Below are 12,974 nucleotides of genomic sequence, written 5' to 3'. Positions count from 1 at the left end.
CGGGTCGGGATGTCGCGACCAAGTTCGGCTTCGCGGGGTCGACCTCGACCCGTTCGAGGGTCACGGGCAGCGGGTGGAATCGGCGTTCGAGGTAGTCGACGATGGCTCTCGTGTCTCGCCCGGCGGGTTCTGCGTGTCCAGCGCCAGCAGGTCGAGCAGGACGGCTAGGGGTGTCTCGGAGTCGTTCGAGACGTACTGGACTGGGAGTTCGGTCATCGGGGTTCGGCCATGGAATCGAGGTCAGTCGGTGTCGGTCGGGCCCGCGGGGTCGGTCGCGGTCGGACTACTCGCCTCGCGGTCGGGGTGGGTCTCGCGCATCCAGAGGAGCGTGACCGCTCCCGAGAGGAACATCGCCGCGGCGACGACGTAGAAGGCGGCAGCCGTCGACAGCAGGTCGGCGGTCACGCCGATGAGGACTGCACCGAACCCGTAGCCGGCGTCGCGCCACATCCGGTACACGCCGAGACCCGTCGCCCGCCACGACGGGTGGGCAGCGTCGCCGACGACCGTGATGAGGTTCGGGTAGAGGAGCGCCATCCCGACGCCGGTCACGGCCGCCGCGCCGGTCCAGAGCCAGTAGCCGTCGACGACGGCCGTGAGCAAGACGCCCGCACCGGCGACGAACATCCCGGCGACCACCGGCGGGCGACGCCCGATTCGGTCGGCGAGCCGACCCGTGTACAGCTGGAGGAGGCCCCAGACGCCGCCGTAGACGCCGACGACCACGCCGACCTGCGCGACGGAGAGCCCGGCCGTCGTCAGGTACAGCGGGTACGCTATCCAGACGAGCGCGTCGACGAACTTCTCGACGCTCCCCGCCTGCGACGCCGCGAGCAGCGTCCTGTCCCCGTAGGTCGCCCGCTTCAGGACCTCGCGGAACGGCAGATCGGCGTCCTCGTCAGTCGTCTCCTCGTCGGCTTCCGCTCGCGCGTACGGGAGCGTCTCGTCGACGAACAGGACCGCGACGAGGAGGCCGAGCAGGACGACCCCAGCCAGGAAGTAGAACGGTTCGGGGCGCAAACCGTAGCGGGCCGCGATGACGCCGGTGACCCACGACCCGACGGCGACGCCGCCGTAGCCGAACGCTTCGTCCAGACCGACGGCGAAGCCGCGGGCGTCGCTCCCCGCGAGGTCGATCTTCGCGTTCACGCTCATGCTCCAGGCGAGCCCCTGGTTGACGCCCAGGAGGACGTTCCCGACGGTGACCCACCACCAGTTCGGCGCGAGGACGAGGATGACCGGAATCGGGAGGGCGACGACCCAGCCGGCCACGAGTACCGGTTTCCGGCCGTAGGACTCGGACCACTTCCCACCGTAGAGGTTGAGCAGGGCCTTCACGAACCCGAAGCTCATCACGAACGCCCCGACGACGAACACGGACTCGACGCCGAGCACGTCTCGACCGAGGACGGGCACGACGTTCCGTTCCGCTCCGATGGTGAGTCCGACCGCGAAGACCGTCAGCAACTGGAGCGAGAACTGCGTCCAGTTGCGCCTGATTCCCTGTGCGTACGACATTGGAAGGGACAGAGAGGGCCTTCAGTTCGCGGCGCAGTTGTTCGGGCCGAGTTCGAGCGACTCGACGTCGCTCCCGGGTTGCTCCTTGCCCCAGTTGATCTGCTTGATCTCGTTGTAGTTCGCCGGTTCGTCGGCGAGGCTCTCGACGATGGTCTCGACGAACGCCTCCTCGTCGCCATCTTCGACGTAGCTCAGCAGTTCGTTGGTGGACTCGGCCAGCAGGTCGCCGAGGTCGGTCGCGAGCGGTCGCACCTCCTCGTCGCTGAAGTGGCCGGGGAGGACGACCGTGTCGTCGGAGCGGTCGGTGAGGTCGTCGAGGCTGTCGAACAGGCGGTCGGACGCCTCGCGAATCGCGTCCTCGCCGCCGTCCTCCAGGTCGGGGCGGCCGACGCTCCGGAGGAACAGCGTGTCACCCGAGAGCAGGGCGTCGCCGTACTCGAAGGAGACGCTGCCGGGGGTGTGGCCGGGCGTGTGGCTGACGTCGAGTTCGCGGTTCCCGACCGGAATCGTGTCGCCGTCCGCTAGCTCGGTCGTCCCGCCGAGGTCGCCGGTGTCCTCGCCGTGGAGGTAGTAGGGGACGTCGAGTTCCCCGGCGAGGCGTCGTGCACCCGAGACGTGGTCCGCGTGCGCGTGGGTGTCCGCGACGCCGACGATCTCCAGGTCGCGCTCGTCGACGGCGTTCAGGTACCGGTCTACGTACTGTGAGGGGTCGACGACCACGGCCTCACCGTCGTCGTGGACGAGGTACGAGACGCACCCGGTCCCGGGACGGACGACCTGCACGACGCCGTCGACGGCGGCGGGTTCGTACTCGCGGTGGACCCGTCCCCAGGCGTTCATCCCGTCGGGGATGGACTTCGCGTCGAAGCCCTCGTCGCGGAGGAACTCGGCGGCACGGGCGGAGGTGATGCCGCCAACACAGACCACGGCGATCTCCTCGTCCTCGGGGAGGTCCTCGAGGTGTGCCTCCAGTCCGGAGAAGTCGTGGTCGAGCAGTTCGTCGTAGATCGGGAGGTTCCTGCTCTCGGGGATCGGCCACTCCTCGTAGTCGTCCTCGTTGCGCACGTCGAGGACGAACAGGTCCTCGCTGTCCTCGTCGGCGATACGGCGCGCGACCTCGGATGCTTCGATGTCTGTATTGTGCATTACACGCAATAGTAGCTGCCGGACGGGGATAAATGCGTTGATGAGACGGTCGACAACTCAGCGTGCGGTCGGCGGTATCGGTGCTCGTCGACGTCCGATTCAGCTCTCGGCAGGAGCGGGCGAGTGGAGGTCCTCGCCGTACTTCTCCTCGAACTCGCCGATGAGCTGTCCCATCTTCGCGTACCAGTCGTTGAGCGTCCGCTGCATCTCGCGGGCGACCTCGTCGGCGTCACGCAGCCGGTAGACGTGGTAGTAGCCGCCGTGGTCGTAGTTCACCTGCTCTTTCTGGATGAAGCCAGCTTGGAGGAGCCGCTGGATACCACGGTAGGCAGTCGACCGCTCTCGGTCGACCCGTTCGGCGATCTCGTCGACGGTGAGCGGCTCCCGTCGCTCGCTGAGCAGCTGGAAAATCTCCCTGTCGAGGGCCTTGAGGTCGTGGAAACACTCCAGCAGGCCCTCACACGCCATGTCCTTCCGGAGCATCTCGTTCATCGAGTCGGCCATGAGTGGTAGAACGTAGGGAGCGAGTGGCCAAAAGACTTTGTAAGCTCGATGCAATACTCCGCAGGGTTACGACGTGGTGAGCCGACACCACGTCCCGCTCTGGTCGTTCCGGAGCTGACAGACGGCGGCGAGGACGACCGCACCGCTCACCAGCAGCGCCGCCCCGAAGATGAGCACCGTACTCAGCGTGTTGAGGAGGTCGATACCGTAGACCGTTCCGAGCCTGTTGGCGGCGACGGCGGCGCTCCCGGCGAGGAGCATGGCGGCGAAGTACCCTTTGATGTCAGCCTCGTCGACGAGGTTCGTCGCGCCCGCCCCGATTCGGGCCCCGAGCGCGCTCCCGAGGAGCAGGAACCCGACGACGGGGAGCGCGACCGCCCCGGACTGCGCGTACGTGAACGCGCCGAACGCGCCGGATATGGTGATCTGGAAGATGTCCGTCCCGACGGCGATTGCGGCCGGGACACCGAGGCCGTACATCATCGCCGGCATCAGGAGGAAGCCGCCACCGACGCCCAGGAACCCCGAGAGGACGCCGATGACGAGACCGATGGCGAAGACGATACTCCCCGAGACGCGGACGCCTCCGCGCAGTGTCACCATCGGTGGGACGTGGATGGCCTGGACGCGGTCGGCGAGGTCGCCGCCGTCCGACCCCTCGTCGTCGGACCACGCGTCGTGGAGCGTGAACAGACCGACGGCAGCGAGCAGACCGACGTACGCGACGTTGATGACGAGGTCGGCCATCCCGCTCGCGTCGAGGAGGAAGACGACGCTCTTCCCGCCTTCGATGCCGAGGGTCATGGCCGCGGTCATGATGGCCGCGAGTTTGTAGTCGACCTGCCCGTGGTCGCGGTGGCGGAGCGCGCCGATGACGCTCGTCCCGAAGACGAACGCGAGGCCGCTCCCGACGGCGACCGTCGAGGGGTAGCCCACGACGAGCAACGCCGGTGTCACGAGGAACGAGCCGCCCATCCCGAAGAATCCGAACAGCGTCCCGATGAGCAGCCCGAAGCCGACGAACGTCGCGACCAGCAGCAGACTCATCCCGAGGAGTTCCATCCTCACTCACCTCCGGCCGCGTCGAGCACCCTGCTCCTGACGAGACCGTCGAGGACGCCGTACCCCACGTACAGCACTAACGCCTCCCCGAGGACGAGACCGACCGTCGTTACCGCACCTGTCGACCCGCTCAAGACTCCGATTACGGACATGTTACGTGTTTTCCTGTCGTATCGTTCGAAATTTCGTTTGCTGCACAGTACCTCTCGCGAGCACCGACCTGCGGTGGAGTGAGTACCACGGTCGTCAGTCGGTGGGGACGGTGTCCGAGCTGTCGGCGTCGTCGGCGCGGTACGAACGGACGTACCCCTGCGCGTACGCACCGAGGAACATCCCGAGGACCGCCCACAGGATGGGGAGGTTCCCGATACCGACGCTCGCGTACGCGGCACCGGGACAGATGCCCGAGACGCCCCACCCGACGCCGAAGATAGCACCGCCGGCGAGGACGTTGCGGTTCATCGACTTCAGCCGGCGGGTGTACGCCCGTCCGGTGAGGGGTGCGCGGTCGAGGAAGCGCGTGGCGACGAGGAACACCACCCCGGAGACCACTGCGGCCCCGCCCATCACGAACAGCAGGCCGAGGTCGTCGAACTGGAGGAAGTCCAGCACGATTTCGGGCTTCGCCATCCCGCTGAGCGCGAGACCGAACCCGAACACCAGGCCACCGAGCAGTATCAGGAGGGTGACCCCGAGGCCGCGGTCCTGGTCTGTCGCGGTGCTCACGGCGACACCCCCAGGGCGGCGACGACCTGGGCCGTCCCGATGGCGAAGGCCATGAACGTCGCGACGTTCACCAGCGAGGTCTCGGAGAGCGAGCCGACCCCACAGACCCCGTGTCCGGAGGTACAGCCCTTCCCGAGGCGCGTCCCGACGCCGACGAGGAACCCGCCACCGAGCAGTCGCCACGGCTGGACGGCGGTGGTCCAGCCGAACTCGCCGAAGGCGAGAGCGTACACCGCCGCGCCGCCGACGATACCGAGCGTGAACACGACGCGCCAGTCGCGCGAGGCCAGGTACTTCGCCCGGTTGAACCGGGGGACGGCCGAGACGTACGACAGCGTCGACTCGAGGAACGTGCTCGCGCCCGCGATGATGCCCGTCCCGAGGTAGATCGTCGCGACGCCCAGCCCGATGAGGAGGCCGCCAGCGGCGTACTGGACGATACCGCGCGGGAAGAGTTCCGCGAACGCGACCAGTGGGAGTGTGGGTGTGGTCATAGTCTGGTTTGGAGTCGGGTTCTCAGTCGCTCGTCATCGCGTCGCTGCTGGCGGCGCAGTTGTTCGGGCCGAGTTCGAGTTCGAACGCCTCCTCGTCGTCGGTCGCCCGCCGGCCGAGGTTCGTGCCGATGATCTCCTCGTAGTTCGCCGGGCGCGGCGGCATGTCCGAGAGGATGAACTCGACGAACCGCTCGCGGTCCATCGACAGGGCGTCCATCTCGCGTTTCAGGTCGCCGAGGCGGGTGGCGTAGGTCCCGTCGTCGCGCGACGTCGCCGAGTCGCTGAAGTGGGCGGGCGCGACGTGGACGTGGTCGCCGAGCGGCAGCACCGCCGACTGGAGCGTCTCGTGGAGCTCGGCGGCGGCCTCGTGGGCTTCCTCGTCGTTCGCCCCTTCGAGGTCCGGCCGAGCGACGCTCTCGGTGAACAGTCCGTCCCCGCTGAGGAGGACGGCGTCGTCGACGAGGTAGGACGTCATGCCCGAGGTGTGGCCGGGCGTGTGGAGGACGTCGACGTCGACCTCGCCGACGGTGAGCGTGTCGCCGTCGCCGACCGTCTCGTAGTCGACGTCGTACTCGACGCCGCGGTCGACCGCCGCTTCGGGGAGGACGACCTGCGCGCCGGTCTGGGCGGCGAGTTCGCGGACGCCGCTGACGTGGTCGGCGTGGACGTGCGTGTCGATGGCGTACGTGATGTCGACACCCATCGCGCGTGCGTCCTGGACGTAGTCGTCGACGAACGCCCGGAGCGGGTCGACGACCGCGGCCTCCCCGTCGCTGGCGACCATGTAGGCCATGCACCCGCTGGACGGGCGCTGGTACTGTGCGACGGTCGCGTCCGTGTCGGCGTCGAGTTCGCGGTACTCGTAGATGCCTGCCCAGCCGTTCATCCCGCGTTCGAGGTTGGCGGCGTCGACCCCTTCCTCGAGGAGCTGGCCAGCGACGTACTCGCTGGAGCCGCCCTTCGCGCAGACGACGACCGTCGGGTCGCCCGCCGGGATACGTTCGAGCTGCTCCTCGCTCACACCGTCGAGCAGTTCGAAGTACGGGACGTTGGCGACCTCTGCGGTCTCGCCGTCGATGCGCCACTCCTCGTACTCGCTCTCAGCACGTACGTCGAGTATCGTCACCGGTCGACCGTCGTCGATGCGCTGTTTGAGCGCCTCGGGGACGATCGACTCGACCTCCGCCTCCGGTTCGGGGAATCCGTCGTCCATCTGTATCCGTTCGTACTGACCGGCGACGCAAAAGGGTTTCTATGCTATTGTAAGGTTTGTGCAATTTCGTGGGTCCGGGGAGAGACGGAAATTCGGCGAAATACATCCAGAACGCCTCTGGAGCAGAGCTACGAGGTGGAGAAAAGTGAGCAGTGCCCAATAATCAACACACTTTTCAACGGTGGGGCAGTATTGTCTGACAAGCCCAATACGGAATGGGCCGAGCCACAATGAGTTCGGAATACACAGTCACAGAGACGCTCGACGTGAAAGGCGAATCGTGCCCGATGCCGGTCGTGAAGACGAAAGGCGCAATCGACGGTCTCAGCCAGGGCGACGTACTGCAGGTGCTCGCCACCGACTCCGGCAGTGTGAGCGACATCGCGGGGTGGGCCGAGACGACGAACGGCGTCGAACTCCTCGACCAGGGAGAGGACGGCGACGTGTTCGAACACTACGTGCGCAAGACCGAGTGACGATGAGCACGGACACACCCGACAGTTCGGAGACGGAGACGCCCGTCGACTCGAACGAGGACCCCGAGGACCTGACGCCGGCGGAACTGGCCGACGAGGTCGAAACGCTCCGCGAGGAGATGGCCGACCTCAGAGCGGAGGTGGGCGACGACCAGCAGTCGATGGTCATCGTCGCGACGAAGGGGAGCCTCGACATGGCGTACCCACCGCTCATCCTCGCGTCGACGGCGGCCGCGTTCGGCTGGGACGTCACCGTGTTCCACACCTTCTGGGGGCTCGACATCCTCCACGAGGAGAAGTCGAAGGAGCTCAAGCTCTCGGCGGTCGGGAACCCGAGCATGCCGATGCCGAACGCGCTGGCCGCGTTGCCGGGCATGGACTCGGTGGCGACGCGAATGATGAACCGGAAGATCGCCGACAACAACACCGCGACCATCGAGGAACTCGTCGACGTCTCGCTCGACCAGGGGGTCGACCTCCAGGCGTGCCAGATGACCATCGAGCTGATGGACTACGACGAGGACGAGTTCTACGACGGGGTCACGACCGGGGTCGGCGCGGCCACCGCGCTCCAGCGGATGGCCGACGCCGACATCCAGCTGCTGGTCTGAGCGCCACCGCCCACCGAACCACGACCTCACAGAGACGATCTCCATGACCGACCGACGAGCAAACACGACGAGCGACGGACAGTCCGACCCCGAGACCGCTGGCCCCGACTGCGACGAGTCGTTCGACGCGGTGAGCGAAGCGGCCCGGACGATGGGCCGCGGGTTCTTCGAGGAGTCGAGTGCTCCGGGATCGGCGATGGCGCACCTCTACCGCGGCGAGATCCATCGGATGAAGCTCTGGCGCGAGCGCCTCGACCGGACCTCGAACTGGGCGGTGACGCTCATCGCGGCCATCCTGACGTACGCCTTCTCGAGTGCCAACCGACCCCACTACGTCATCCTCGTCGGCGTCGTGATGGTGACGGTGTTCCTCGTCATCGAGGCTCGACGCTACCGTGGGTACGACATGTGGCGCTCTCGCGTCCGGATTCTCCAGCGCAACGTGTTCGCGTACTCGCTGGACCCCTCGCAGGGCATCGAGGACCCCGACTGGCGGCCGCGCCTCTCGCGTGACTACCGCGAGCCGCGCGCGAAGATATCCTACGAGGAGGCCATCGCCCACCGCCTGCGCCGGGTGTACCTGCCGCTGTTCACGGTACTGCTCGCGGCGTGGCTGGTCCGCATCCTCGTCACTCCCGACGCCGGCAGTGCGTGGCCCCCGAGCGCCGCGGTGGGAGCTGTCCCGGGGACGGTCGCCACGGCGCTCGTCGCCGCGTTCTACCTCGTGCTCGTCGGCATCACGTTCCGACCGCGCGTCTGGCAGGCGACCGGCGAACTCCGGCGAAGCGACGTCGGCGCGTGGGACGACATCAAGTGAATCGGCAGACGGCACTCGCCGACCGACCAGGGGGGTCGTGCTCGGTTCGTTCTCGCCACACCCAGGCTCACCCGCGGTCGTTCGGAACGGATACGACCGCGATTCGGGTTCACCACTGTACACTCCGCGGATGGACGTCCGAGAGAGCCGTTACAGTGCGCGTTTGCTCTCACGCGCCGCTCGACCCTATCCGTCGTACGTCAGCGAGACGACCCGCCCGTCGCCGTACCGGACGAACACCTCCGTCCTCCCGTCGCCGTCGACGTCCGCAGGCGTCAGATGCGTCCAGATGGGGACCTCCCGCTGGTACGCCGCGAGTTCGCTGCCGTCGGCCGGGTCGACGGCGGTGACGAGTCCGGACTGGGTCGGGACGAACAGCTCGTCGGTCCCGTCCCCGTCGCCGTCACCGAGTGTAGGTGCCCAGACCGTGCTGTCGCTCGCGAGCGTCGACGTCCACTCGGGGCGACCCGTGGCCAGGTCGAGCGCGCCGACGGTTCCGTTCTGATAGCCCACGTAGAGTTCGGCAGCGCCGTCACCGTCGCCGTCCGCCACCTCCCGGAACCGAACTGCTTCGTCCGCCTCTCGGCTCCACTCGGTCTCTCCGGACGCCCCGTCCAGCAGGGCGACCTGCGTCTGGTACCCCACCGCTATCTCGCGTTGCGGGTCGTCGTCGGCCTGACCGGACGCGAGGTACGACGCGGGGAGCGTCCGTTCCCACAGGAGTTCGCCGTCTGCGTCGAGGACGACGACGCCGTCGTTCGAGGAGACGACCACCTCGGCAGCGCCGTCCCCGTCCACGTCGCCGACGAGCGGCCGACTACTGACGGTGACGCCGTCCATGCCGGCCTGGGAGAGCGAGTACCGCCAGGCGACGTTCCCGTCCGCCTCGACGGCGACGACGTTCCCGTTCACGTCGCTGACGACCACCTCTCGACCGTCCGCCGGGAGTAGCTCACCGATGGTCGGACGCCCGTATCCGTAGGAGCGCCGCTCGCCTGCCGTCTCCACGAGGGGGACGCTCCACTCGCTCGCCCCGGTCCTGGCGTCGTACGCGACGAGGTCACCGCCGAACGTGGCGGCGACGACGGAGACGTTCCCGTTGCCGTCGAGGTCACCGATGTCCGGTTCGGTCAGGGCGTGTGTGAAACACTCGTCCGGTGGTACCGACGTCCGCCAGGCGACAGACCCGTTCGTCGCCGCCAACCTGGCCAGCGTGCAGGAGGTGTCGGTGTACTCAGCTTCGTCCCCTCCGGCCTCCGCGACGGGTGCGACGACGAGGTCCCGTCCGTCGCTCGCACCGACGGCGTGGTGGTTCCGTTCGTTCTCGCGTGCGGTGTCGCTGACCCAGTTCTCGGTGAACGTTCCGCTCGTGGGCGACCCGAGGCCGATGAACACGACGGCGCTCAACGCTACGACCACCAGGGCGACGGCTCCGTAGGTTCGGAGACGCATCGATTCAGCGGTCCGTGGTGCCCACGAGTCGGCTCTGGGGGTGACTACACACGACTGGCGGTGGTGACCGGTGTCGAACCCGCCGACGCGAGTGAGGGGCGACTGGTGACCGACGCTGGAACGGACATCCGAGAGCGGTCAGTTCCCACCCTTCGTGTGCGCGCTCTCGCCGTACTTGAGCAGGAAGAAGGTGAACATCAGCGACGAGACGATCATCAGAATCGTCGCGATGCCGACCCAGTGGGCCTGTATCGGCACGCCCATGTGTTCGGGGTCGGCCGGCTCGGCTTCCCCGCCGCCTGCTGCGGCGGCCTTCCGGGGGACGGAGCCGACGGCGACTGCGCCCTTCATGCCGAGGCTACGGTGTGGCTGGCAGTAGTACTCGTAGATGCCAGCGGTCTCGAAGGTGTGTTCGTAGGTGGTGCCGGAGCTGGACAGTTCGGAGTGCCCCTCCCAGGACGCGCCGTCGGGAATCGACTCCGGGAGGACGTTGTGGCCCGAACTGGCGTACTCGAACACGACGGTCGTGCCGGGGTCGACGTGGATGGCGGCGGGCTCGTACGCGTTGCCGCTGTTGACGCCACTGGGGCCGACGGTAACGGTCGCTTCCGACTGGCCGGTCATCTCCTGGGTAGAGCCGTCTCCACCCCAGTAGGGGACGTCCGAGAACCAGCCTCCGTAGTCGATGGGGCCACTACCGCCGCCACCGCCGCCGCCGGATGCGTTCCCACCGCCGCCGGACGCGTTTCCGCCGCCACCACCGGACTCGTTTCCTCCCGACGCGTTCCCACCGCCGCCACCGGAGCCGTTACCCTCCTGCGCAGCAACCGCGCCGCTGGTGGCGACCACAGTGGCTGCCCCGCCAGCGGTCTGGAGAAACCTCCGACGATTCATTGATAGTAGTCCTTCCCACCGTGGTCGTATAAACCGTACGATGGCACGGTGTTACTCATAGTCGCCTCCGTACTTGAGGAAGAAGAACGCCAGACTGAGCGTCGAGACCAACGCGATCATGGTCGCCACGCCTAGCGTCTTCGCCTGGTCGGACACAGCCGGTTCGACGGGAGCGGCGGGGGCCGACCGTGGGACGGTGCCGACGGCGACGGCGCCCTTCATCCCGAGGCCGAGGTGCGGTTCGCAGTAGTACTCGTAGATGCCAGCGGTCTCGAAGGTGTGCTCGTAGGTGGCGCCGGAGCTGGACAGTTCCGAGCTCCCCTCCCAGGACGCGCCGCCGGGAATCGACTCCGGGAGGACGTTGTGGCCCGACCCTTCCCACTCCCAGATGACGGTCGTGCCGGGGTCGACGTGGACCGCGCCGGGCTGGTAGGAGTTTCCGCTGTTGGCGCTGGCCCCGACGGCGATCGTCACTTCCGACTGGCCGGTCATCTCCTCGGTGGACCCCGGCCCACCCCAGTAGGGGACGTCCGAGAACCAGCCTCCGTAGTCGATGGGGCCGGTACCGCCGCCGCCACCACCCGAACCGTTACCTCCCGAACTGCCTCCCGATCCGTTACCACTACCACCGGACTCGTTCCCCTCCTGTGCACTGACTGACTGAGCAGAGGCACCAACGGCAGTCGCCCCTCCGACAGTACGGAGGAACGTTCGGCGGTTCATAGCTACAGTTCGTCGCCTGGGTTCTTTAAACGCATCGAATCCCGCTATACGGTTCGAATCGGTCGACTCGTGGCGACACCGTTCTCGAACTCGTCCGACGAGGTGAGGTACAGCGAGGCGACGAACCACGTTCGAGGGAACACAGTCGAGCGAACCGTGACGTCTCCGTTCGGCTCCCTCCGGTGACGACGGAGGAGGTGCTCACTCCTCGGGTGCTGCCGACTCGCGGGCGGCCTCGATGTCGCGGGCGGCGTCGAGTATCAGGTCGTCGTCGAGGTGGTCGAGGAGCCGTCGCTGTCCGCGCACGGCGCGACGCTCGACCGTCCCCTCGTCGACGTAGGTGTCGAACCGACGGTCGATCTCCTGTTCGCGCAGCGACTCCCAGCGCTCGTCGCTCATCTCGTGGCCCTCCGGTCGCTGGCCGTCGGCGTACTCCCGCCATCGGTCCCGGTCTGCCCACTCGCCGGTCAGTTCGGCCTCCTTCCGGAGCCAGTCCCAGTGGTCGGCCAGGCCCTCGGGATACCCCTGCTCGCGGCGCACGTCGGCGACGATGCTCCGGCCGACGCCCGCCCCGTGACCGGCGGCCATGATGGCCTGCGCCTCGGCGTCACCGGCCGGTGCTGCGACGTACAGGCCGTCGATGGGCGTCGTCCCGTCCTCCTCGGGGTAGTCGCGGTCGAAATGCTCGTGCTCTCCGTCGCCGTGGTCGTGAGTGTCGAACATCGCCGCCTCCTCGCCGAGCGGGCGGAGAAAATCCGCGTCGTAGCGCGCGGCCGGGACGACCCGCTGGCACGTGACGGTCCGTCCCTCCTGGGTCTCGACGACGAAGCCGTCGTCCTCGTGGTCGCGTTCGACGGACACGACCATGTCCGAGACGAGGTCACAGCCCGCCTCCTCGGCGTGGTCGTGCAGCAGCTCGTAGAGGGTGTCGATGTCGATGCCCGCGGGGAACCCGAGGTAGTTCTCCAGATACGCACACCGCCGAATCGAGGAGTTCCCCCGGTCGAATATCGCGGTGTCGAGCCCGTACCGCGCGGTGAACACGCCCGTCGAACAGCCGGCCGGACCGCCACCGACGACGACGACGTCGTAGTCACGGGCTGTCGATTCCTCCTCCAGAGCCGAACGGTCGTCCATGAGTTTAGGCCAGCCTAAAGAGTGATAGTGTTTTCGGGGAGCGGTCGGCGTCGTCGGTGTGACGCGTCGTCGAGCGCCCCCTCGTCGATTTTGGTGCGGAGGCGGTCGGTCGGAGTGCTCGGCTGGTCGTCCATTGCTCGTGGGGGGTGTCACCTCGCGGTGGAACACTCTTAACAGCTACTCGGTCATGTCGGACGACGG

16 protein-coding genes are annotated in these 12,974 nt (G+C 67.6%); 3 read left to right on the top strand and 13 right to left on the bottom strand.

Going from position 1 to position 12,974, the window contains the following annotated elements; all coding sequences use genetic code 11:
* Window positions 1-60: 60 nt before the first annotated feature.
* The 9 genes from MX571_RS20175 to MX571_RS20135 form a co-directional block, all read right to left on the bottom strand.
* The gene (locus tag MX571_RS20175; RefSeq protein WP_247420750.1) at window positions 61-216 is read right to left on the bottom strand and encodes a hypothetical protein; all 156 of its coding nucleotides are present in this window, start codon (window positions 214-216) and stop codon (window positions 61-63) included.
* A 24-nt stretch (window positions 217-240) separates the two neighbouring features.
* Window positions 241-1,518, bottom strand: coding sequence for an MFS transporter (locus MX571_RS20170; protein WP_247420747.1), 1,278 nt, complete (start codon window positions 1,516-1,518; stop codon window positions 241-243).
* Between the two features lie 21 nt (window positions 1,519-1,539).
* Complete coding sequence (locus tag MX571_RS20165) at window positions 1,540-2,664, bottom strand: MBL fold metallo-hydrolase (protein WP_247420745.1); 1,125 nt, start codon at window positions 2,662-2,664, stop codon at window positions 1,540-1,542.
* A 99-nt stretch (window positions 2,665-2,763) separates the two neighbouring features.
* A complete protein-coding gene (locus MX571_RS20160) occupies window positions 2,764-3,168 on the bottom strand; it encodes a helix-turn-helix domain-containing protein (RefSeq protein WP_247420742.1) in 405 nt (134 codons plus the stop codon).
* A gap of 66 nt (window positions 3,169-3,234) precedes the next feature.
* Entirely contained in the window at window positions 3,235-4,215 is a 981-nt protein-coding gene (locus tag MX571_RS20155; RefSeq protein ID WP_368409084.1) for a sulfite exporter TauE/SafE family protein, read from the bottom strand.
* Between the two features lie 17 nt (window positions 4,216-4,232).
* The gene (locus MX571_RS20150; RefSeq protein ID WP_247420737.1) at window positions 4,233-4,382 is read right to left on the bottom strand and encodes a DUF7512 family protein; all 150 of its coding nucleotides are present in this window, start codon (window positions 4,380-4,382) and stop codon (window positions 4,233-4,235) included.
* A 94-nt stretch (window positions 4,383-4,476) separates the two neighbouring features.
* Window positions 4,477-4,956 carry a YeeE/YedE family protein gene (locus MX571_RS20145; RefSeq protein WP_247420732.1) on the bottom strand — a complete coding sequence of 160 codons (480 nt, stop codon included), beginning with the start codon at window positions 4,954-4,956 and terminating at the stop codon, window positions 4,477-4,479.
* On the bottom strand, window positions 4,953-5,450 hold the full coding sequence (locus MX571_RS20140; RefSeq protein WP_247420729.1) for a YeeE/YedE family protein: 498 nt from the start codon (window positions 5,448-5,450) through the stop codon (window positions 4,953-4,955). The genes MX571_RS20145 and MX571_RS20140 overlap by 4 nt, the downstream gene beginning before the upstream one ends.
* Before the next feature lie 22 nt (window positions 5,451-5,472).
* Complete coding sequence (locus tag MX571_RS20135; protein ID WP_247420725.1) at window positions 5,473-6,663, bottom strand: MBL fold metallo-hydrolase; 1,191 nt, start codon at window positions 6,661-6,663, stop codon at window positions 5,473-5,475.
* A gap of 230 nt (window positions 6,664-6,893) precedes the next feature.
* On the opposite strand from MX571_RS20135, the gene MX571_RS20130 reads away from it, so the two are divergent.
* From MX571_RS20130 to MX571_RS20120, 3 genes are all read left to right on the top strand, one after another.
* Window positions 6,894-7,139 (top strand): sulfurtransferase TusA family protein, encoded by a 246-nt coding sequence (locus tag MX571_RS20130; protein WP_247420713.1) that lies wholly within the window; start codon window positions 6,894-6,896, stop codon window positions 7,137-7,139.
* Window positions 7,140-7,141: 2 nt separating this feature from the next.
* Complete coding sequence (locus MX571_RS20125) at window positions 7,142-7,750, top strand: DsrE/DsrF/DrsH-like family protein (protein ID WP_247420711.1); 609 nt, start codon at window positions 7,142-7,144, stop codon at window positions 7,748-7,750.
* A gap of 151 nt (window positions 7,751-7,901) precedes the next feature.
* Window positions 7,902-8,567, top strand: a complete 666-nt coding sequence (locus MX571_RS20120; protein ID WP_247420944.1) for a DUF2270 domain-containing protein — start codon at window positions 7,902-7,904, stop codon at window positions 8,565-8,567.
* Between the two features lie 186 nt (window positions 8,568-8,753).
* On the opposite strand, the gene MX571_RS20115 is transcribed toward MX571_RS20120, so the two are convergent.
* From MX571_RS20115 to MX571_RS20100, 4 genes are all read right to left on the bottom strand, one after another.
* On the bottom strand, window positions 8,754-10,019 hold the full coding sequence (locus MX571_RS20115) for a PQQ-binding-like beta-propeller repeat protein (RefSeq protein WP_247420708.1): 1,266 nt from the start codon (window positions 10,017-10,019) through the stop codon (window positions 8,754-8,756).
* 138 nt (window positions 10,020-10,157) lie between these two features.
* The gene (locus MX571_RS20110) at window positions 10,158-10,913 is read right to left on the bottom strand and encodes a halocyanin domain-containing protein (protein WP_247420706.1); all 756 of its coding nucleotides are present in this window, start codon (window positions 10,911-10,913) and stop codon (window positions 10,158-10,160) included.
* Window positions 10,914-10,964: 51 nt separating this feature from the next.
* Window positions 10,965-11,636, bottom strand: a complete 672-nt coding sequence (locus MX571_RS20105) for a halocyanin domain-containing protein (protein ID WP_247420703.1) — start codon at window positions 11,634-11,636, stop codon at window positions 10,965-10,967.
* Between the two features lie 201 nt (window positions 11,637-11,837).
* Window positions 11,838-12,773, bottom strand: coding sequence for an FAD-dependent oxidoreductase (locus MX571_RS20100; RefSeq protein ID WP_247420700.1), 936 nt, complete (start codon window positions 12,771-12,773; stop codon window positions 11,838-11,840).
* Window positions 12,774-12,974: the final 201 nt, after the last annotated feature.

The organism is Halomarina salina, from assembly GCF_023074835.1.
Taxonomy (GTDB): domain Archaea; phylum Halobacteriota; class Halobacteria; order Halobacteriales; family Haloarculaceae; genus Halomarina; species Halomarina salina.
This window is presented reverse-complemented; position numbering and strand designations above follow the sequence as displayed.